The sequence below is a fragment of the Yoonia sp. SS1-5 genome, assembly GCF_038443705.2.
Taxonomy (GTDB): Bacteria; Pseudomonadota; Alphaproteobacteria; order Rhodobacterales; family Rhodobacteraceae; genus Yoonia; species Yoonia rhodophyticola.
In genome coordinates this window covers 1,866,452-1,886,317 of sequence record NZ_CP151767.2, presented here as the reverse complement: position 1 = coordinate 1,886,317, position 19,866 = coordinate 1,866,452, and the positions used below count along the sequence as shown (strand labels likewise).

Sequence of the window (19,866 nt, the reverse complement as noted above, 5' to 3'; positions counted from 1 at the left end):
GCCCCGAAGTCATCCGCAGATGGAAGGATGTGCCATGCACCGCCTGATCGAAAAAGGACTGATGTTTGGAAACTTGATCCGGGTGGATGCGCCGGTGCTGGTCGAACGCTACAATCGTGCGCTACAGCATCTGTCGGGGCGCAAGACAGCGCTGGATGCCTTTCACATCGACATTTCCGGCTATAGCCCCGAGATCGGTGATGAGTTGGATGATGCGTTGTATCTGAACCATCAGGGCGTCAACCGGCAATTCATTCTTTTGACGACAGAGCAGAGTAGCGCCCCGCTGCTGAATGCGAAATTCTCAACCTCTCGCGGGATCCTCAAGCAATTCATCGAAGAAAACCGGGCCCAGCTTTTTGCGCTGACGGCCCAGGATGCGGTGGCCGGAGAGATCGTCAATTCGGTTTACCTGGCCGACACCCCCGCGCGCCTGTTTGATATCCGCAAATTGCAGATTGAGGCCGATACGACTTCTGGCACGGTGGCCATGGCCGACGCATTGGGCGGGATGATTGATCGTTTCAAAACCGAGCCTGACGCCTGGCATGACGATGTGTTGATTGCACAGATGATCGGCATGGCCAAAAAAACAGGTGATGTGGTGCGCAACCCCGTCAGGCTCAAGCAGATGGAATTCAGTCAGGACAATTTCTGGACGGATCACTTTGGCGGCATGTATGTCTTTCGCGGTGTCGAGCATCCGGCGGCCATTTTGGCCGGTGGTAAGGATGGCGTCGGGGAGTTGCCGATCCCTTATGTCTTTGACTTTGACGATAGGTCAGCCATCGCAAAATTTCTGGAACTGAATGATCTGGTCGAGCCGATCATCGCAGCCCGCGGTGTCGATTCCAGTGCAATATTGCGCCAGAAGATGGATTTTCTGGTCGTGTCTGTTGCCGCAAAAATGGGTGAGGACCTGGCCGGCGCAAGCCGCCGGGATTTGCGTCGGCTGGGTCGTCAATATGCGCGCGATCTGCCCGAGGAATGGAAAGGATTGGCCGCATTGGTGCGCTGGGCGGACGAAGATGGCCCATGGCCCAAAATCACGTCCGAGCATCCGGCCTATTTCTATACGTTACGGGCCAAGCCACGGGCGGATTCTGATTTGGTCAACATGTTGCTTGCGGAGTTGGCGCCGCTTGATATCCGGCAGCTCTTTATCTGTCACAAGGAGGTATTCTACCGGGCCTACGCAAGCTGGCCCGAAGAGAAGAAGGCCTATGTGGCGGCGTTTCTGGAACGCGAATATCAAGTCGACAAGGCGGGGACCCGCGCGGCCCTTTTCGGGGCCGAGGATGACATGGCAGAACCTGCCCCAGCGGCGCCAAAGCCGGATTTGATCACACGCGTTGGCCCGTGGGGCGCAGTGACAGGGAGGCGTTGATGCAATTTGTACGGCTGGTCGTTTTCGGGTTTGTTGCCCTGACCATTATCTACTTTTCTATTTCGCTTTATTCCAAATCGGTCCGGCGCGAACGATTGGAAAAGGAATTTGACGCCAATCCGCCGGAAGGGGCTGACGCCGCGGCCCGCGATGCCTATATCAAGAACGGGATGGAGGCGTATCATAACTCGATCCGGCCCAAACTGATCGGACTTGTCTACGTCGTCCCCGTGGTTGTCGTTTCGGTTATCGTCTACGTGGTCAACACGAATTAAGGATATCACATGCGCAAGATTAAGACTGTTTTTCGCGTACTGGCTTTTGTCCTGATCGGGCTGCTGCTGCATTATGTTCTGCCACAGCACGACGTGGTCAAGATCACATCGACCGAGATTATTCGTACTGATTTCAGCTCTTATAACCGTTTGTTCTTTGCGCAGGCCGACAGTGGCGCGACCGAGCAGCCGACACGCGACCTGCGCCTGATCAATACGCAAAAGCAAAAGACATTTTTGCTGGGCTTTGTTCCGCGCGACAGTTCCGAAGTCATGGTATATCGCAACGAAGACACAGGCTGGATCTGGCCGCCCTATTTCAAATTTGACAGCTCCGATCTGCAGGCCGAGGCTGCCAGCATTGCGCGCGGGGATGAATGGGCGGTGGTGACCCATTATGGCTGGCGGATACGCTGGGCAAGCATCTATCCAAATGCGGTGGGGGTACGGACAGTCGCAGGACCCGATGTCACCATCATCCCGTGGTTCAACATCGTGTTTTTCATGTTCCTGGCCTTTGTTTTTGCCTTCGTTCGGGCCATGTGGCGTCAATTCTGGGAACGCTCGGTCGATCCGCTGCTGGATGCGGCTGGCGAACAGGTTGATGAGGTACAGGCAGGCGTCGCCGAACGGCGCGGCCGGATCAGTCGCTGGCTGGACACCTGGCGCGCCAAGAAGTGAAACAACGGACGGCTGACGCCGACGACATTATTGTCTGGCGCTATTCCCCGTAGGGTATCCAGATATTTTTAACCTCTGTGCTGGCGGCCAGATAGTCATGCGCCGTAGCATCAAGCGCCGTTGCATTGTTCACCCAGCTGCGTTTGAGGTTTCCGGCGCTTGCCCGCTCGATATCGGCGGATACATCGCTGCTGGAAAACGACCAGACCGCATCCACATCCATATGCGCCGCCAGGGTGGTAGCGAGCTCGGCATGGTTGCCTGTGAGGATGTTCACCACCCCCGCCGGCAAATCGGATGTTTCCAGCACCTGATAGAAATCCGTTGCAGCAAGCGGGAAAGGTTCGCTGGCGACCACAACAATGCGGTTCCCCATCGCGATGGCGGGTGCCACGGTGTTCACCAGACCCGCAAGTGGCTGTGCGTCGTCGCAGAGGATGCCGATCGTGCCGACCGGTTCCTTCATCGCCATTGCGACGCCCCGAATAGGCACCCCGTGGGCTTGCCCGTCATACTTGTCTGCCCATGCAGCATAGGTGAATAATGTGCGGATCGCTGTTTCGACCTCATCTTCCCCGGTCTTCTTGCCGGTCATGTTGTTGATCCGGCCGGAAAACTCTTCTGCCCGGGCCGAGAGGTTTTCGGCAATGTAATAGAGGATCTGTGCGCGCAGATGCCCCGTGGTCCTGGACCAGGATTTGGCGGCATTGCAGGCCTCCACCGCATTGCGGATATCTTTGCGATTGGCCTTGGACGCGTGGCCGAGCAGTTTGCCTTTGGGGCTATAGACGGGGGTGGAGTAGCCGCCATCGGGCCGCGCCTGTTTTCCCCCGATATAGAGCTTGGCCGTCCTGTCCAGCGGATCGGCGGGCTGCCCGTCTTCGGTGGTGAAGGCGTCGATTTTCCTGATCGGCTTGGGGGTGCCTTTGGGTTTGGTGTAGCCTGCCAGGCCTTCCCAGCCACCTTCACGCCCGAAACCGCTTTCGCGTACTCCGCCGAAACCGGCAGCGGCATCCATCATGTTGGTTCCATTGACCCAGACGATCCCCGCGGCGAGCTTGGGGGCGACATCCAGCGCAAGGTTGATGTTCTCGGACCAGACAGAGGCCGCCAGCCCGTAGCGCGTGTTATTGGCAATTTCGACGGCCTCGGCAGGTGTGCGGAAGGTTGTCGCGGCAAGGACGGGGCCAAAGATTTCTTCTTGCATCAGCGTTGATGCAGGGGCGAGGCCGGTGATCAGGGTCGGGGGGTAGAAACAGCCCTCGGGGGCTTTGGTTTGGTAGGTTTCGCCTTCGGCGTTGGCGTTGACCATTTTTGTGATCTGGTCCAATTGCACCGGGTGAACAATCGCGCCGACATCAATGCATTTGTCGAGCGGGTCACCAATGCGGAGCCTGTCCATGCGCGATTTCAGTTTCGCGTAGAACCGATCAGCGATGCCTTCCTGTACCAGCAGGCGCGACCCGGCGCAGCAGACCTGGCCCTGATTGAACCAGATCGCATCGACCAGCCCTTCGACGGCGGAGTCCATGTCGGCGTCGTCAAAGACGATATAGGGGCTTTTGCCGCCGAGTTCGAGCGAGAGCGCCTTGCCCGATCCGGCAGTCGCTTCGCGGATTTTCCGCCCGACTTCCGTCGACCCCGTGAATGCGATTTTATCGACCTTGGCGTTTACCAGCGCGGCCCCGGTTTCCCCATCGCCAGTGACGATGTTGACCACACCGGGGGGTACGCCTGCTTCGGTGCAGATTTCGGCGAAGATCATCGCCGTCAGCGATGTGTATTCGGCGGGCTTCAGGACGACCGTGTTGCCCATCGCCAGCGCTGGCGCAATTTTCCACGCCAGCATCAGCAGCGGGAAGTTCCATGGGATGATCTGTCCGCAAACGCCCAGCGGCTCGCGGTCGGGCAGTTCCGTGCGCATCAGTTGGGCAAAGCCTGCGTGGTGGTAGAAATGCCGGATGGCCAGAGGCACGTCGATGTCGCGGCTTTCCCGGATCGGTTTGCCGTTGTCGAGCGTTTCCATGACCGCCAGAAGCCGCGCGTGTTTCTGCATCAGCCGGGCGATGGCATAGAGGATGCGGGCGCGTTTGTGCCCGGACTTGGCCCAGGCGGGTTGCGCTTTGCGGGCGGCGGCGACGGCTGTTTCGATTTCTTCGGCGGTGCCTTTGGTCACGCCCGCCAGCTTTTCGCCTGTGGCGGGGTTGTTGGAGGGGAAGTCATCGCGCAGCGGGCCCCATTTGCCGCCGATGTAATGCCCAGCAATGCCGCCACGGTCACCCAGCCATTGCAGGGCTTCGGATGCGCTTTCCGGGGCCGGGCCATAATCCATGGTGTCGAAGATTTCTTTGATGGTCATCGGTTTACTACCAAAGTGCTAAGGGCGGCCCCTGACCGCGGGTGGGGGTGAGGCCCCCGCCCATGGGGGCGGTCGGGGGCTGCCCGGCGTACCGCCGGGCAAGACATACCTGCGTTATCCAATCGCATGCCGCCACGAGGCCGAGTAGGCGCCGGTGACGTGGTGTTCGAGTTGCCGTTCGATGTCGCCCAGCAGGCTGGAGGCGCCGAACCGGAACAGGTCGGGTTGCAGCCAGCGGTCGCCAAGCTCGTCCTTAATCATCGACAGGTAGACCAGCGCATCCTTGGCCTTGGAAATCCCGCCGGCGGGTTTGTAGCCGACGCGTGTGCCTGTCCGGTCCTGATAGTCGCGGATCGCGCGGATCATGGTCAGCGTGACGGGCAGGGTGGCGTTCACCGGTTCCTTGCCGGTGGAGGTCTTGATGAAATCAGCCCCGGCCATCATGCAGACGAGCGAGGCGCGGGCCACGTTGCGCAGGGTCCCAAGCTCGCCTGTGGCGAGGATCGCTTTGACATGGGCGTCACCGCAGGCGTCACGCATTTCGCGCATTTCGTCGTAAAGCGCTTTCCAATTGCCGGTCAGCGCATGACGGCGGCTGATGACGATGTCGATTTCTGTCGCGCCCGCGGCCACGCTTTCCTTGATCTCGGCGATGCGCAGATGGAAAGGTGAGAGGCCTGCGGGAAAACCGGTCGAGACCGCCGCGACGGGAATGCCCGACCCGGCAAGCGCCGCCACTGCGGTGGGGACCATATCATGATAGACGCAGACAGCGCCGGTGGTCAGCCCTTCCATCCCCAACGCGTGTAGAATTGGTTGCGCAACAGGTTGGCGTGCCTTGGCGCATAGCCGCCGCACGCGGCCTTCACTGTCATCCCCGGACAAGGTGGTCAGATCCATCAGGCTGATGGCCTTGCATAGCCATGCGGCCTGATAATCTTTCTTGACACTGCGCCGCCCCGGCAGGGTCTTGGCACGCCGTTCAATTGCTGATGTGTTGGCTTGCGCGGCCATGACCCAATCAAGGTCAAGTGCGGTGCCATCATTGCGCTGATCCTGCACTTGCGGCAGCTGTGTCGTGGTCATCGTTGGGGATGCGGTTGTTTGCAAGGGAACCTCCTGCCTGCGCAGATAGCGTGTCACTTTGGAGGCGTCTTGGCAAGTTTTGACCAGCTGGTCAAATACTATTCTGGTTGAACGATCTGCCGCTGATACTTTTGCCGATAGTGCAGCGGGGTCATACCATGCGCGGCCCGGAACAGTTTGTGGAAATGGGACATATTCGGAATACCGCAATCCGCCGCGATCTGGCTAACCGCTTCGCCATCTGTTGTCAGGGCGCGCGCGGCGTGATCCATCCTGATCCGGTTGATATAGTCGGACGGGGTCAGGCCAAGAAACTTGCGCATTGTCCGGCTAACATGCGGATGCGCCTTGCCCGTCAATGCCACAAGACCTGCGGCACCGTCGCGAAACACCGCGGGATCCTTGGCCGCACGACAGGCGGTCGCCAGCCAATTGGGCAGGTCGGCACCAAACCCGTCCGCCGTCAGGTCAGCGCAAAGCGGAAGCAGAAAAGCCTCAGCCGCGAGGGTGTCACAATTGCTTTGCTCCAGCTGGACAGCGGCGTGGTTCAATGCGGCGAGCTGACGTATGTCGCGCTGCCGTTGGACGAGACCCGCATCGGACCAGAACAGGTGGCCATTCAGGCTAGGGTGTCGCTTGGCCAACGCTTTGACGGTGTTGGGATGTATGCAAAGCGATACGATCAGCGCATGCTCACCCCGTCCTTGCAGCCCATGTGGCGTGCCGGGGCGCAAAAACACCATATCGCCTTCGGACAAAGTCTCGCGCTTGTCGGAAAGATGATGCCGCACCTCGCCATTCTGAACCCAGAACAGCTCGAAAAAGTTGTGATCATGCAGCGATTTCGGCCGGGTGGGCGCAAGCGTTGCCCTTGTCAGATGTATCTGGGCGCCGTCAAAAAGTATGTCTTGATGTCGCAATAGCAATGACATGAGCGTTCCGCATATGAATCAGGACGATTTCAAGGGGCGCATATCAAGAAAGCGAAGGGGTCGAAAGGGGTGCGCCTAGTTGCGCAGCTGATTGACGAAAACCCGCCCTTCGCTGCGGGACAATGCGCATCTTGCGGCTGGGCCGAACGCCGCCGGATCGGCCATCAGCGCGGGGAAGAGGCGGAAAATCTCTGCGCGCTGCGCGTCATCCATGCTGTCCAGCCCGCAGGCGCCCGGGTGGTAGCTTTCGCTTGGCACGCCTTCGGCGAATACGATTTCATGCGTGTCGAACAGGATGTGGAAATACTCGACCTCGCCGCCCTCGCGGGCATAAATCCTGTCCATGCCTGTCAGATGCTTGGCCGCGACGAGTATCTCGGCCTCGCCAAACATCAGTTCGGCCTGCCAGCCGGTGAAAAGTATCCGATGCTGCGGCGACGCGATCAGCGGCGCGTCGTTGCCCAATGCACCCTTGTCGATCACGATCGGGGCCAAAGCGCCTTGCGCCGCAACCTTGCGCGATCCGATCCAGCGGATTTCCTGCAACCCGTGATCCATGGTGTGTACCCGGTCGCCAACTTTCAGCGTCTGCACCGGAATATCGCCGGTTTCCGTGGTAATGCGCATATCGCGTGCAAAGCAGACGACAGTACCGGAAACAGCACCCAGACCGGTAAGACCCTGCGCCACACCGCTGCTGCCGGCCCCAAAATTAACCTCAATCCGGGCGACCGGACCTCCGAATGACACGGTGATTGAATCGCGCGCCCCCGGCCCGTCAACAAAGCGCGAGCTGTTTCCGTTCGCTTCCACAGTGTTGGCGTCAACCCGAACGTGATAGCTTTCCAGATTGCTGAATATGACCGGCACGGCATTGCCGTCCGCATCAAATGCAAAAACACTGACCTCATCATCCCAAGCGCCCGCTTGCGCATCGAGGTCGATAATCTCAAATGTTGCGTCCACGACAGGCCGCGTGAACGTCATCACGACCCCGCCGGTTTCACCCGGATCAGCCCCGCCAGACAGGATCGAGCCGCCAAAATTGGGGAAATATTGCGGATTGGGCGCGCCCGGCCCGGAATTCACCCCGGTGGAGGTAAAAACAGTGCTTTGGTTCCCGTCCACGATAGTGGTGGAGCCATTCGGGCTGCTGAATGTGTCCCAATCAAAAAGGAAAGGCATAGACCACTCTTAACTTGTATCACTCATGACGATGGCCGCCGCAGCGCCCGCATCGCGTGGGCCGTATCTATAAGCATTGTGTTAATTTCAAGCTACTATTAGGGAGGAATCATGCCGATTGTTGCCATGCCAGAACAAACGCTTTCCCGTTTGCGTGACCGATTGGACGATTTGTCCAAGCGCGTCGCGCTGCAGGTCTTTGCCGCTGATACCAAGGTGCCGGCGCTCATTTTCACATCCTCCGAAACGGCTGCATTTGGCGGGGATAATGGGGCGGCAATGGTCGTTGCTGTTCCGGAACTTGACGCGTTGGAAAACGCCATCCCGGCAAGTGAGGATGGTCGCCTGAACTATATTATTCTGGATCATCCCCGTGCCATCGCCCGTCTTGATCCGTTTACATAAACGCCCGTTACACCGTGACATGGCCCAGTGCCCCCGCTATTGGGGGCGCAGCAGAACAAACAGGATAGTGGCGCCATGAGCTTTGACCGTTCCATCAAGATCGCACCATCAATATTGTCGGCCGATTTTGCCAATTTCGGCGCCGAATGTGCCGCGATAGAGGCGCAAGGCGCCGATTGGGTGCATGTTGATGTGATGGACGGGCATTTTGTACCCAACATCACCTTTGGGCCGGCCACCTGCGCCGCGATCCGCCCGCATATCAAAGGCGTGATGGACGTGCATCTGATGATCGCGCCGGTCGACCCTTATATCAGCGCCTTTGCGGATGCCGGGGCGGATGTCATCACCGCACATGTTGAGGCAGGCCCGCATATTCACCGGACCGTGCAGGCGATCCGGGGTGCGGGTGCCAAGGCCGGTGTGGCCCTGAACCCCGCAACGCCTGCAGCGGCTGTCAGTCACCTTTTGGATATGGTCGATCTTGTTTGTGTGATGACGGTCAATCCCGGTTTTGGTGGCCAGAAGTTCATTCATTCGCAAATCGACAAGGTGCGCCAATTGCGCGAGATGATTGGTGACCGCCCGATCCATATCGAAATTGATGGTGGGGTTGATCCGACCACCGCCCCCCTTGTTGCGAATGCCGGTGCAGATGTGCTGGTTGCAGGCTCGGCGGTCTTTCGGGGCGGGTCGGTCAGTAATCCTGCGCCCTACGGCGAAAACATCCGCGCTATTCGTGCGGCTGCACAATAACTGCACATTCCCCTGACAGCGCTTGCACGGGCACGCCCTAGACCATTTCCGGAACGATCACGGAAAGGGACAAAACATGGTTGTGCGCGGCTTGCCCAAAGGTCTGGCAAAGGATGGCTGGTGGCTGGATGATGAAACGCCCAAGGGGCGCAGCTTGCGGGTGCCCGGCTTTCTGGCGCTTGTATGTGTCGGTCTGGCTGATCTGCTGCTTTGGGATGTGTCGCCGGGCCTCGGGCTGGCGGTGTGGTTCCTGCTGATGGGCGGGGCAATCCAGATCGCGCTATGGCCGCCGGTTGGCAAGCGGCAGATCGCAGGTCACTGGGCTGTCCTATGTGTCGCATTGGTCCCATTGGTTGACTTGGTCCAGTTCATTTCGGTGGCCATCGCGCTTGCGGGGCTGCTGGTTTTTGCAATCGTGCAGGCGCTTGGTCGGTGGGACGCGCCCACCATCCTGCGCGCTGTGTTGCGACTGCCATTCGTCGGGCCGCTGCAGATCGTCGTTGACGCGCTTGCAGTCCGGGTGCAGGCGCCCGCAAAGGGTCGCTTTGGCGCAGAGGTCCGGGACTGGGTGTTGCCCCTCACAATCGGTGGTATCTTCATGGCCCTGATGGGGGCGGCCAACCCGATCGTTGATCGGTGGTTGACCGCGCTCTACCATTTTGATGCGGGCAGGCTTTTCGATCCGGCGCGTTTCATATTCTGGACGCTGTTAGCATTGGCCATCTGGCCGCTTTTGCGCCTGTCCGCGTTGACCCCTGCGCTTGCAAAGCCGGCCAGTTTGCGGTTGCCCATGTTGCGGATGGGGCTGGTCACGCCGCGCGCAATTCTGCGGGCGCTTGTTGTGTTTAACCTGATCTTTGCCATGCAGACGCTGACGGATCTGGGATATCTTTGGGGCGGGGTCAGTCTGCCTGATGGGATGACCTACGCGGATTATGCCCATCGCGGGGCCTATCCGCTGATGGTGGCCGCCTTGCTGGCAGGGGTTTTCGCACTTGTTGCCCAGCCGCATCTGGATAGGTCAACGCTTCGGCTGCTGCTTTATATCTGGGTTGCGCAGACGATCCTGCTGGTGGGCTCGGCCATTTTAAGGCTGGACCTTTACGTGGATGCCTACGGGCTGACCCGGATGCGGTTCTTTGCGGTCGTCTGGATGGTTGTCGTGGCCCTTGGTCTGGCGTTGATCCTGATGCAGACATGGGGGCGTCAGACCACGACCTGGTTCATGATGCGCGCTGCGGGGCTGGGGGTCTTGGCGATCTATGTGGCGTCATTGATCAATGTGGATGGGCTTGTTGCCCGCAACCTCGCGCCACGGGGTGCGACGGCATACGCCTATATGTGCAGCCTGGGGGAAGGGGCCGCGCCTGCGACAGCAGGTATCTGTCGCGGACCGGGGATGAAATTGGCAACGCCCCGGAATTGGCGCGAATGGGGCTACCGCAATGCGCGGCTGCGCCATAATGTAGGCCAGATGATGCAAGAGGCCGCCCCATGACCCAGATATTGGTCGCAGATGATGATGCGCAGATCCGCGATATTCTACGGATTGCATTGACCCGGGCGGGCTATACCGTGGCAGAGGCTGCAGATGGCCGGACGGCGCTGGAGGCGGCGCAAAGCCTGTGTCCTGACATGATCGTGCTGGATATCGGGATGCCCGAAATGGATGGGCTTTCCGTATGCCGCGAGCTGCGCAAATCCTCTGACGTGCCGATTATCTTTCTGACAGCCCATGCGGATGAGGTTGACCGCATCGTTGGTTTGGAACTGGGCGCGGATGACTATGTGCCAAAACCATTCTCACCGCGCGAGCTTACGGCGCGGGTTCGCGCAGTTCTCAAGCGTAGCGGTCCGGTGAAGTCCGAACATGTTGTGATGCGGCGGGGCGTTCTCAGCCTCGATCCCGACAGACATCAATGCCACGTCAATGATGCGCCCGTCACGCTGACCGCGCGCGAGATGGAACTTGTGGCGCAGCTGATGCGCCGGCCTGATCACGTGATGTCGCGTCCGCAACTGGTTGATGCGATCTATGGCACCAATATCCATGTCAGCGACCGGACGATGGACAGCCACCTGCGAAACCTGCGTGCCAAGTTAAGCGCGGCCGGGTGCGGCGACGCGATCGAGACTGTGCATGGGGTGGGGATCCGGATGGGGCAATGCCGCGGCGTGTAATTCGCAAATGGCGCCCGCCGCTGGCCTTTGTGCTGGGCGGCGTTCTGGCGGCTGTCTTCTTTTTGCCACTGATCGGGATTGCATATTTTAGGCTTGCGGGCGGGGTTCTGGGCTGGGCGGAAACATCCTGGATGATCGCGTGGATGGCCCTGATGGCGACACTGATCCTTGGATTTCTGCTCTGGCGGCTGGTGCTGCGCCCGGTGCGGGCCTTAACAGAATTCGCGCAAGCCGAAGGCGAGGCTGCCGTACCGGTGCATTTCGGTACGCCGGAATTTTCGCAGCTGGGTGACGCCATTTTTGCGATGACCGCGCGGTTGCGCGGGCGCGAGGCGGTTTTGCGATCCTATGCGGATCACGTCACGCACGAATTGAAATCGCCAATGACGGTGATCCGGGGGGCGGCTGAATTGCTGGATGATCCGGATCTGAAATCGGATGATCGGGCCAGAATGCTGGGCAATATCAGCACGGCTGTGGACCGTATGCAGGGTCTTCTGGACGGGCAACGGGCGCTTGCCCAAGCGCAGGAGCCGATGCCGCGCGGGACTTGCCTGGTCTCGGAAGTCATCGAACCTGCGGCAGATATTGTCCTAGAGCGGGACGGGGTAGTGCCACTGGGGGCAACGCTTTTGGGTGTGGTGATGACGCATTTGATTGCCAATGCGCGCGATCATGGTGCAACGCGAATTGTCATTGCCTGGCAGCCGGAGGGCGTTCGGATCCGCGACGACGGATCGGGTGTATCGCAAGGCAATCAGGATCGGATATTCGACCCGTTCTTCACCACGCGCAGGGGTAGCGGCGGGACGGGGATGGGGCTGCCCATTGTGCGGCGCATGTTGCAGGCACAGGATGCCGAAATCGCCTTGGTGCCGTCTCAATCAGGGGCAACTTTCCTGCTGACCTGGTAGGCGGCCGTAGGATGGATCTTGATCCATCCTAACCCTTGACCGCACCGTCGCTCAGTCCCGAGACCAGGTATCTTTGCGCGATCAGGAAGACGACCGTGATTGGCAAGCCCGACAAAATCGCCGCCGCGGCGAAATCACCCCAAAGATATTTGAATTCGTTCAGATACAGCCGGGACCCAACCGCAAGCGTCATCTGGCTTTCCGATCGGATCAGCACCGACGCAATTGGATAATCGTTAATAAAGCCGATGAAGGCGAGCACGAAAACAACGCTCATAATGGGGACGGCCAATGGCAGGAAAATGTGTCGGAATGTCTGCCACGGGGTGGCCCCGTCAATGGCGGCTGCCTTGTCCAGCGCGGTGTCGATGCTGTCGAAATAGCCTTTGATCGTCCAGATATGCAGCGTGACCCCAGCCAGATAGATCAGGATAAGCGCCATGTGGGAATCAAGCCCCAGCACCGGGCTGACCTCGCCCAAGGCATCAAAGATGGCGTAGATAGCCACAAGCGCCAGTGTTGTTGGAAACATCTGGATCAGAAATAGCCCGTCAAGCATTGCGGCCTTGCCCTTGATCCGAATGCGACTGAACGCGTAGGCCGAGATTGTCGCAATCGCCAGCACCCCAAGGCCGGCGGCGAGGCCGATCTTGATCGAATTCCACATCCAGAGCATGACCGGATAGGGCGGGCTGATCACGCTGCCATCGTCCCGCGTATAGTCGAACCCGAATGCCAGAACCCAATGTTCCAAAGTCGGGTTTTGCGGGATGATTGATCCGACGGAAAAATTCCCCTCGCGAAAGCTGATGGACAGGACCATGAAGAAGGGAAACAGGATCAGGATCAGAAAGATGATCATGAAACCATGTGCTGCAATTTTCTTGATCCGCAGATCGCGTGGTCGCTCAACGATCATATCTGTCCTTTCTGTCGGGATGACGCTCGTGCTGCGCACATCGCCCCACCCGCCATCCCGTTATCGTCCGGCACGTTTTTGCGCGGCCCGCCGCATGGCCACGAAATTTGCATAGGATATGGCCGCCACCGCAAGGAAGATCAGCAAGGTGATGGCCCCAGCCAGTCCAAATTGTTGTCCTGCATTGTCGAAGGCCAGCCGGTAGGTAAAGCTTGCCAGAATGTCCGTCTCACCGGCCGGGATCACTGTCCCCGGCACGTCCGGCAGCCCCCGTGTCAACAGGAAGATCAGCACCATATTATTGAAATTGAACGCAAATGACGCGATCAGAAGCGGCAGAAACGGTGGAATGATCTGCGGCAGCGTGATGGTAAAGAACACCCGCAGTGCCGACGCCCCTTCCAGCGCGGCGGCTTTCTTGTGATCTTCCGGCACCGATTGCAGAAAGCCCATCGCAAGCAGCATCATATAGGGGTAGCCCAGCCAGGTATTGACGATCAGGATCATGACCCGCGCCAGCGTTCCATCTGTGAACCAGTTGGGCGAAATTCCGAACAATGCGTTCAGGATCAGGTTGATCTCGCCGAAGTTCTGATTGAACAGCCCCTTGAACACGAGGATCGAGATAAACGCGGGGACGGCATAGGGCAGGATCAACAGGATCCTGTAGACAGCTTTGAAGCGCAAATGTTCCCATTGCAGGATAACCGCAAGCGTCAGCCCAAGCGCAAAGGTCAGCGCGACCGACGCTGTCGCAAAAACAAACGTCCAGACAAAGATGCCGATCATCGGTCCTCTGATCCCTTCGGATTGAAAGACCCGCTCGAAATTGCCCCAGCCGATATTTACCCGCCAGCCCGGTGGAACCTGTGCACCTGTTTCATCCTCGAAAAAACCGGTCTGGTGATTGGCCGTCAGGATTGTTCCATCCGCTTTGGTCAGCATATCCGGCCCGGTCCGCACATAGTCGGGCGTGACACTGGCAAAGGTCCGCAGCCCCGCATTCTGAATGATCGTCCCATCCGGGCTGGTGAGGCTGAGCCCCTGTAGCCCGCTGCGCAGTTTGATCGCCTCCCGTCGTTCGAGCAGGCTTGCAGGTGCCTCTGCCGGGGCCAGATTGGCGCTGTCTGGGCCCTGCAAGCTGACCGGGTCGGATAAAAGCCCCGCCTCGGGTAGCCAAATCCGGTACGCCTCGCCGTCCTGCGCCACTGCAAATGGTTGTTCGGTGGCCGGATCGACGGCGCCGCGTGATGTCAGCACCTCGATCGTGCGTTCGTAACTGAGCAGGTTGAAGGACGAATAATTCGTGAACCCGATATAGATCGTGTAGATCACCGGAAACGCGATGAATACCAGCACAGCCGCCACGCCCGGAAAGATGAATCGTGCCCCGTAAAACCTGTTTGCCCCGAAAATGATCGCAAAGCCAACGGCTATGGCCAGCAGGATTGCGCCGAAAAGGGGCTGCGCAAGTTGATAGAGATAGAACGCAGCAAAGAGCAGCACGAGCGTGCCAAGCCCGACCATGACAAGTCGGGGCCAGGCGGGGCCGTTTGCGATCGGGGTGTCTGCAATACTACTCATGTTGATGCGCCTTGGCGATCATGGCCGCATTTGCCGCCGCGACCGATATGCCGGTCGCGGCGATGATATCATTCGCCCAGAATCCGCGCCGCCGCGTCGTCAAGGGCCTCTGCCGGTGCTGCGGCGCCGGATGTGATATTGGTCAGGGCCGGGCCCATGGCCGCCCAGAATGCCCCCATTTCGGGGTTCGAGGGCATCGGGACGCCGTTCGCTGCAACTGCAAGCATATCGGTGACAAGCGGGTCATTCTGTGCCGCTGCCGCCGACATGTCAGCGAGTGCACCCAGCGCGCCATTTTCGTTCCACGCGGCCAGACCTTCATCTGTGGCCAGATAATTCTCGATCAGTTCCACGGCGAGGTCCGCATTTGGCGATGCGGCATTGATCCCAAGCGATAGCACGCCCAGAAATGGCGGCGATACCGCCCCATTGACTGTCGGGATTGGGGCCACGCCCACATTTAATCCCGATTCTGCGAATGCGCCCCATGACCAAGGGCCGTTCAGGACCATGGCAACCTCGCCATTGTTCATTGCGCCGTCCATGACGCCGTAATCCACGCCCTGCGGCATGACCCCGTCATCAAAAAGCGATTTGAGCACCTCGGCCCCCGCAATCGCCCCCGCATTGTTCACGCCTGTCGTGCTGCCATCATATGTTCCGTCGACCTTTTGAAACGCGTAACCACCGCCGGCCATAAGCATGGGCATTGTGAAATAGGTGTTATTGTAGTCCCACAGGATCTTCTGTCCCGCGATATCAAGCGCTGCGATCTCTTCGAATGATGCGGGCGGCGTGTCGATGATGTCCTTGTTGTAGATCAGGGTCACAGCCTCGACCGAGACCGGGTAGCCCCATGTCTTGCCATCAAACTGGACCGCCTCCATGGCGGCGGGAAGGATATCAGCGCTCCAGCTTGCGGCGGGTTGGACCGGGGCAATGAGGCCCCCGCCGGCCCATTCGCCGAACCGGTCATGCGCCCAGAGCAGGATATCGGGGCCGTCACCTGTTGCCGCGGCCTGCTGGAATTTCTGCGGCAAGTCCGGGTCGACCACCTCGACAACCACGTCGATACCAAGGTCGTCGGTAAACGGGGCCGTTGCCGCAAGCAGCGCGTCACGGTCCCGGTTGGCGCCGGTCCAGATGGTCAGCTTGCCGTCTTCGAATGCATAGGCCGGGGCGGCTGTCGCCAGAAGCAACGCGACGATGGACAGGGAATTTTTCATGGTTTCTCCTCCCAGAGTTTTGTCATTGGGTGCGGCCATCAATGGCCGGGGGTCAGCGGGCTGTCATGCGTGAGATAGGCAAAGCCATTGCCGGGCAGGCTGAGCGTTCGGTCCTGCAGGGTGGCACGGTGCGGACCTGTCAGCGTGGCGTCGTCGTTCAGGGCGATATCCTGTGCAGTCGTCGACAGATTAAAGAAACAGCTGACCCGCATATCGGTGATATGCCGCTCAAACCCCAGAACGGGTTCGGGCAGATCATAAAACCGCGTTGCCCCTGAACGCAGCGCCGGTGTCGCCCGGCGATGGGCGATGGTGTCCTTGTAAAACTGCAAGATGCCCTGGGGTGTCTGCTGATCGGCGGCGCGTGCGGCCTGGGGGGGCTTCACCGGCAGCCACGGCGTTCCGGTGGAAAATCCCGCATGGGGTGCATCTGCCGTCCATACCATGGGGGTCCGGCAGCCATCCCGCCCTTTGACCGCAGGCCAATAGCGCAGGGCAGGTGGGTCTGTCAGCTCTTCAAACACCAGTTCGGTTTCGGTCTGTCCCAGTTCTTCGCCCTGATAGATGCCGATTGTGCCCTCGAACGCCATCAGCATCGCACATGCAAGCCGGGCCATGCTGTCGTCGTCAACCGCGTGATCGGCCCAACGGGTGACATGGCGCGGTACATCATGATTGCTGAAGGACCATTTCGGGTGGCCATCCGGGGCGCCCTGCTGGAACCCTTCGATACAGCTGCGAAAGTGATCGGCGGTGAAGTCCGGGCCAAGCATGGCAAAGCTATAAGCCATATGCAGCCTGTCGGAACCGGCCGTGTATTCGCCCATGATCTCGATGGATCGGCGGCCCATTTCGCCGACTTCGCCGACCATCATGATGTCTTGATACTGGTCGGTCAATTGCCGCAGCCGTTCCAGGAACCCAAGGTTTTCAGGGCGCGTCTTGTTATAGATATTGTCCTGCATCCCATAAAGGTCTGTTGCCATCACCTGTGGCTTGGCCTGCGCGGGCGGATTTGATCGCAGTTGCTGGTCGTGGAAATAGTAGTTGACCGTGTCCAGTCTGAACCCGTCCAGACCCCGGTCAAGCCAGAATTTGCAGGTATCCAGGATGGCATCAATCACATCGGGACAGTGAAAGTTGAGGTCGGGCTGTGAGGCCAGAAAGTTATGCAGGTAATATTGCCCGCGCTGGGGGTCGAATTCCCATGCCGGTCCGCCGAAATGGCTGTGCCAATTGGTGGGCGGGGCGCCGTCGGGCAGCGGGTCGGCCCAGACATACCAGTCCGATTTGTCATTGTCCCGGCTTGTACGGCTTTGTTTGAACCACGGATGTTGATCTGATGTGTGGGACAGGACCTGATCGGTGATCACTTTCAGCCCGAGATTATGTGCCGTTGCGATCAGCGTGTCAAAATCGTCCAGCGATCCAAAGAGCGGGTCGATGTCGGTGTAATTTGACACATCATAGCCCATGTCCTTCTGTGGTGACATAAAAATGGGGGACAGCCAGATGCAATCAGCCCCCAGTGCGGCCACATGCGGCAAACGCCGCGTGATCCCGGCCAGATCGCCCACACCATCGCCATTGTCGTCCTGAAACGAGCGTGGGTAGATCTGATAGATCACCGCATCGCGCCACCATTCTCGCATAGGAATCCTCCCTGATTCCCGGCACGCTACCACCATCGCCAAAATATTCAAAACGTTTTAAATTTACTTTTCCTCTATAAAATTGCTCGATTTGGCGGTATGTAGATGCCAAATAGCAATCGCTTTGAGGATCCTGGCTTGGCCACGCTGAAGGAAATTGGTGCTGAATTGGGATTGTCGCCCGCAACGGTCAGTCGCGCGCTGAACGGCTTTCCAGAGGTGAACGTCAAGACCCGCGACAAGGTGCGCGAGGCTGCCAACCGGTTGGGGTATCGGCCCAATCGGGTCGCGCAACGGCTTGTGACGGGCCGGTCCGGTATGGTTGGCATGATCGTCAAAATTCGCCAAGACATGAGCGCCGATCAGACATTTTTTGAAATGTTGACGGGCCTGACCGCGGCACTTGCCGCCCGCGATGTTGATCTGGTGCTTGCAGTCGATCAAGAGGCCGACCCGCTGGTCGCCTACCGCAAGATGCTGGAGCGGGATGTACTGGATGGGTTTGTTTTGAACGCGCCGGCCCATGACGACCCGCGCGTAGCGTTTTTGCGCGAAAATGACATTCCCTTTGTGCTGCATGGACAAAGTGGGGACGCGGTGGACTACCCATGCTTTGGAATCGACAACCAGAAAGTCTCGGCCGATGCGGTGCGTCTGCTGACGGGGCTTGGACATACGCGCATTGCGCTGCTGAATGGCAAGGTCAACTATGCCTATGCCGCGGACCGGCTAGAGGGATTTCGCACCGCCATGGCTGACGCCGGGCTTGGGGCTGTGGATGGCTTTGTTGGTGAAAATGCCGAAACGGAATCCGAAGGCTATCTGCAGGCGCTTGATATGCTGTCGGCGCGTGATCAGGCCCGGCCAACGGCATTTGTCTGTGCGTCGACCTTGATCGCTGCGGGGGTCATACGGGCGGTGAAGGACAGGGGATTGCGTGTGCCGCAGGATGTCTCTGTCGTTGCGCATGATGATGCCCTGCCGCAATTGCGCGCGATCAGTTTTGATCCGGCCCTGACCGTCACACGCGCCCCGCTGCGGGATGCCTGCGCCCCTTTGGCAAATCTGCTGGTTGATCATCTGGCGGGCGCCCCACCTGTGCAGCAGATCACCCGGGCAGAGATGATCGTGCGCCAATCGACCGGCCCTGCCCCGATAGAGGAGAGAACCCCATGGCCCTAGATACCGCTCCTCGGCCTGCCTTGGTCACGCGAGGCCTGGCCAAATCTTATGGCGCCGTCGAGGTTCTGCGCAGCATCGACATTGAAATGGCTGCCGGCGAGTTTCTGGTGCTGGTCGGCCCCTCTGGCTGCGGCAAATCCACACTGCTGAACTGCATCGCCGGGCTGGAAGAGATCACCTCAGGTACGTTGATGATCGGGGGGCGTGACGTCACCCAGGAGCCGCCGAAGGACCGGGATATCGCGATGGTGTTTCAGTCATATGCGCTTTATCCGACCATGTCGGTGGCAGAGAATATCGGCTTTGGCATGAAGATCCGCAAAGTCCCCAAGGCGGAAATGGACGCGAAAATCCGCGAGGTTGCGACCCTTTTGCAGATTGATCATCTGCTGGACCGCAATCCGTCGCAGCTGTCGGGGGGGCAAAGGCAGCGTGTTGCCATGGGCCGCGCCCTGGTGCGTGACCCGAAGCTGTTTCTGTTTGATGAGCCATTGTCCAATCTGGACGCGAAACTCCGCGTTGAAATGCGCGCCGAAATCAAGCGATTGCACAAGACGACCGGTGCCAGCATCGTCTATGTGACCCATGACCAGATTGAGGCCATGACCCTTGCCAGCCGCATTGTCGTGCTCAAAGGAGGCGATGTGCAACAGATCGGCACCCCGCAGCAGATTTATGACAGCCCGGCCAATACCTTTGTTGCCGATTTCATGGGATCACCACCAATGAATATCATCCCCGCACTGGTCGAGGACGGTCAGTTGCGTATTGATGATATGGCCCTGCCCGCGCCGCCGGGCCTTGCCGGCCCGGTGCAACTGGGTATCCGGCCAGAGCATCTGAGCTTTGCCACCGGCCCCGCTGATCTGCAGGTGGTGCCCACAATGATCGAGAATACCGGCGCGGAATGTTACGTGAATTTTGCTTTGGGCGGGGTGACTGTCACGGCCCGCCTGCCGGGGCGCATGGACGAAGACAATACCGACAGTCTTGGCCTGACCATTGCACCTGGCGCGTTGCGCTTTTTTGATATGGAAACGGGTCAGCGTCTTGATCCCTGACGGGGATGGATCAAGATCCATCCTACGGCCTTGCATCGCGCCTCTTGTCTTGTGTGCGCTTGCCTGAGACAGTTGCATCGC

The 19,866-nt window shown here is 59.2% G+C and carries 18 protein-coding genes; 10 read left to right on the top strand and 8 right to left on the bottom strand.

Annotated elements, in window-relative coordinates:
• Window positions 1-34 precede the first annotated feature (34 nt).
• From AABB31_RS10815 to AABB31_RS10805, 3 genes are read left to right on the top strand one after another with little or no spacing between them, the layout of a single operon-like run.
• A complete protein-coding gene (locus AABB31_RS10815; protein ID WP_373635743.1) occupies window positions 35-1,387 on the top strand; it encodes a DUF6638 family protein in 1,353 nt (450 codons plus the stop codon).
• Window positions 1,387-1,662 carry a hypothetical protein gene (locus tag AABB31_RS10810; RefSeq protein WP_342078131.1) on the top strand — a complete coding sequence of 92 codons (276 nt, stop codon included), beginning with the start codon at window positions 1,387-1,389 and terminating at the stop codon, window positions 1,660-1,662. Before AABB31_RS10815 ends, AABB31_RS10810 begins: the two co-directional genes overlap by 1 nt.
• A gap of 9 nt (window positions 1,663-1,671) precedes the next feature.
• A complete protein-coding gene (locus AABB31_RS10805) occupies window positions 1,672-2,343 on the top strand; it encodes a DUF1523 family protein (RefSeq protein ID WP_342078132.1) in 672 nt (223 codons plus the stop codon).
• 40 nt (window positions 2,344-2,383) lie between these two features.
• Here AABB31_RS10805 and AABB31_RS10800 read toward each other — a convergent pair whose 3' ends face one another.
• The 4 genes from AABB31_RS10800 to AABB31_RS10785 all read right to left on the bottom strand — a co-directional run bounded on the left by AABB31_RS10800 (window position 2,384) and on the right by AABB31_RS10785 (window position 7,905).
• The gene (locus tag AABB31_RS10800; protein ID WP_373635742.1) at window positions 2,384-4,702 is read right to left on the bottom strand and encodes an aldehyde dehydrogenase family protein; all 2,319 of its coding nucleotides are present in this window, start codon (window positions 4,700-4,702) and stop codon (window positions 2,384-2,386) included.
• Between the two features lie 114 nt (window positions 4,703-4,816).
• Window positions 4,817-5,788 (bottom strand): deoxyribose-phosphate aldolase, encoded by a 972-nt coding sequence (gene deoC, locus AABB31_RS10795; protein WP_342078133.1) that lies wholly within the window; start codon window positions 5,786-5,788, stop codon window positions 4,817-4,819.
• A 98-nt stretch (window positions 5,789-5,886) separates the two neighbouring features.
• Entirely contained in the window at window positions 5,887-6,720 is an 834-nt protein-coding gene (locus tag AABB31_RS10790; protein ID WP_342078134.1) for an AraC family transcriptional regulator, read from the bottom strand.
• Between the two features lie 75 nt (window positions 6,721-6,795).
• Window positions 6,796-7,905 carry a Hint domain-containing protein gene (locus AABB31_RS10785; protein WP_373635741.1) on the bottom strand — a complete coding sequence of 370 codons (1,110 nt, stop codon included), beginning with the start codon at window positions 7,903-7,905 and terminating at the stop codon, window positions 6,796-6,798.
• A 111-nt stretch (window positions 7,906-8,016) separates the two neighbouring features.
• Here AABB31_RS10785 and AABB31_RS10780 point away from each other — a divergent pair, with 111 nt between their 5' ends.
• The 5 genes from AABB31_RS10780 (at window position 8,017) to AABB31_RS10760 (ending at window position 12,161) form a co-directional block, all read left to right on the top strand.
• Window positions 8,017-8,310, top strand: coding sequence for a hypothetical protein (locus tag AABB31_RS10780; RefSeq protein ID WP_342078136.1), 294 nt, complete (start codon window positions 8,017-8,019; stop codon window positions 8,308-8,310).
• 75 nt (window positions 8,311-8,385) lie between these two features.
• A complete protein-coding gene (gene rpe, locus AABB31_RS10775) occupies window positions 8,386-9,066 on the top strand; it encodes a ribulose-phosphate 3-epimerase (protein WP_342078848.1) in 681 nt (226 codons plus the stop codon).
• A gap of 76 nt (window positions 9,067-9,142) precedes the next feature.
• Window positions 9,143-10,564 (top strand): DUF4173 domain-containing protein, encoded by a 1,422-nt coding sequence (locus AABB31_RS10770; RefSeq protein WP_342078137.1) that lies wholly within the window; start codon window positions 9,143-9,145, stop codon window positions 10,562-10,564.
• Entirely contained in the window at window positions 10,561-11,247 is a 687-nt protein-coding gene (locus tag AABB31_RS10765) for a response regulator transcription factor (RefSeq protein WP_342078138.1), read from the top strand. The genes AABB31_RS10770 and AABB31_RS10765 overlap by 4 nt, the downstream gene beginning before the upstream one ends.
• Window positions 11,232-12,161 (top strand): ATP-binding protein, encoded by a 930-nt coding sequence (locus AABB31_RS10760; protein WP_342078139.1) that lies wholly within the window; start codon window positions 11,232-11,234, stop codon window positions 12,159-12,161. Before AABB31_RS10765 ends, AABB31_RS10760 begins: the two co-directional genes overlap by 16 nt.
• Before the next feature lie 28 nt (window positions 12,162-12,189).
• Here the strand turns inward: AABB31_RS10760 and malG are convergent, their stop codons facing one another.
• From malG to AABB31_RS10740, 4 genes are all read right to left on the bottom strand, one after another.
• The gene (gene malG / locus AABB31_RS10755) at window positions 12,190-13,080 is read right to left on the bottom strand and encodes a maltose ABC transporter permease MalG (protein WP_373635740.1); all 891 of its coding nucleotides are present in this window, start codon (window positions 13,078-13,080) and stop codon (window positions 12,190-12,192) included.
• A 60-nt stretch (window positions 13,081-13,140) separates the two neighbouring features.
• A complete protein-coding gene (gene malF / locus AABB31_RS10750) occupies window positions 13,141-14,664 on the bottom strand; it encodes a maltose ABC transporter permease MalF (RefSeq protein WP_342078141.1) in 1,524 nt (507 codons plus the stop codon).
• A gap of 68 nt (window positions 14,665-14,732) precedes the next feature.
• The gene (malE, locus tag AABB31_RS10745; RefSeq protein ID WP_342078142.1) at window positions 14,733-15,890 is read right to left on the bottom strand and encodes a maltose/maltodextrin ABC transporter substrate-binding protein MalE; all 1,158 of its coding nucleotides are present in this window, start codon (window positions 15,888-15,890) and stop codon (window positions 14,733-14,735) included.
• 38 nt (window positions 15,891-15,928) lie between these two features.
• Window positions 15,929-17,542, bottom strand: coding sequence for an alpha-amylase family glycosyl hydrolase (locus tag AABB31_RS10740; protein ID WP_373635739.1), 1,614 nt, complete (start codon window positions 17,540-17,542; stop codon window positions 15,929-15,931).
• Between the two features lie 105 nt (window positions 17,543-17,647).
• On the opposite strand from AABB31_RS10740, the gene AABB31_RS10735 reads away from it, so the two are divergent.
• Window positions 17,648-18,724, top strand: coding sequence for a LacI family DNA-binding transcriptional regulator (locus AABB31_RS10735; protein ID WP_373635738.1), 1,077 nt, complete (start codon window positions 17,648-17,650; stop codon window positions 18,722-18,724).
• On the top strand, window positions 18,715-19,785 hold the full coding sequence (locus AABB31_RS10730; protein ID WP_373635737.1) for an ABC transporter ATP-binding protein: 1,071 nt from the start codon (window positions 18,715-18,717) through the stop codon (window positions 19,783-19,785). The genes AABB31_RS10735 and AABB31_RS10730 overlap by 10 nt, the downstream gene beginning before the upstream one ends.
• Window positions 19,786-19,866 lie beyond the last annotated feature (81 nt).

Excerpts from the sequence above, each read along its gene's own strand:
- AABB31_RS10815 (WP_373635743.1), top strand. The coding sequence starts at position 35 with ATGCACCGCCTGATCGAAAAAGGACTGATGTTTGGAAACTTGATCCGG.
- AABB31_RS10810 (WP_342078131.1), top strand. The coding sequence starts at position 1,387 with ATGCAATTTGTACGGCTGGTCGTTTTCGGGTTTGTTGCCCTGACCATT.
- AABB31_RS10805 (WP_342078132.1), top strand. The coding sequence starts at position 1,672 with ATGCGCAAGATTAAGACTGTTTTTCGCGTACTGGCTTTTGTCCTGATC.
- AABB31_RS10800 (WP_373635742.1), bottom strand. The coding sequence starts at position 4,702 with ATGACCATCAAAGAAATCTTCGACACCATGGATTATGGCCCGGCCCCG.
- deoC (WP_342078133.1), bottom strand. The coding sequence starts at position 5,788 with ATGACCACGACACAGCTGCCGCAAGTGCAGGATCAGCGCAATGATGGC.
- AABB31_RS10790 (WP_342078134.1), bottom strand. The coding sequence starts at position 6,720 with ATGTCATTGCTATTGCGACATCAAGACATACTTTTTGACGGCGCCCAG.
- AABB31_RS10785 (WP_373635741.1), bottom strand. The coding sequence starts at position 7,905 with ATGCCTTTCCTTTTTGATTGGGACACATTCAGCAGCCCGAATGGCTCC.
- AABB31_RS10780 (WP_342078136.1), top strand. The coding sequence starts at position 8,017 with ATGCCGATTGTTGCCATGCCAGAACAAACGCTTTCCCGTTTGCGTGAC.
- rpe (WP_342078848.1), top strand. The coding sequence starts at position 8,386 with ATGAGCTTTGACCGTTCCATCAAGATCGCACCATCAATATTGTCGGCC.
- AABB31_RS10770 (WP_342078137.1), top strand. The coding sequence starts at position 9,143 with ATGGTTGTGCGCGGCTTGCCCAAAGGTCTGGCAAAGGATGGCTGGTGG.
- AABB31_RS10765 (WP_342078138.1), top strand. The coding sequence starts at position 10,561 with ATGACCCAGATATTGGTCGCAGATGATGATGCGCAGATCCGCGATATT.
- AABB31_RS10760 (WP_342078139.1), top strand. The coding sequence starts at position 11,232 with ATGCCGCGGCGTGTAATTCGCAAATGGCGCCCGCCGCTGGCCTTTGTG.
- malG (WP_373635740.1), bottom strand. The coding sequence starts at position 13,080 with ATGATCGTTGAGCGACCACGCGATCTGCGGATCAAGAAAATTGCAGCA.
- malF (WP_342078141.1), bottom strand. The coding sequence starts at position 14,664 with ATGAGTAGTATTGCAGACACCCCGATCGCAAACGGCCCCGCCTGGCCC.
- malE (WP_342078142.1), bottom strand. The coding sequence starts at position 15,890 with ATGAAAAATTCCCTGTCCATCGTCGCGTTGCTTCTGGCGACAGCCGCC.
- AABB31_RS10740 (WP_373635739.1), bottom strand. The coding sequence starts at position 17,542 with ATGCGAGAATGGTGGCGCGATGCGGTGATCTATCAGATCTACCCACGC.
- AABB31_RS10735 (WP_373635738.1), top strand. The coding sequence starts at position 17,648 with ATGCCAAATAGCAATCGCTTTGAGGATCCTGGCTTGGCCACGCTGAAG.
- AABB31_RS10730 (WP_373635737.1), top strand. The coding sequence starts at position 18,715 with ATGGCCCTAGATACCGCTCCTCGGCCTGCCTTGGTCACGCGAGGCCTG.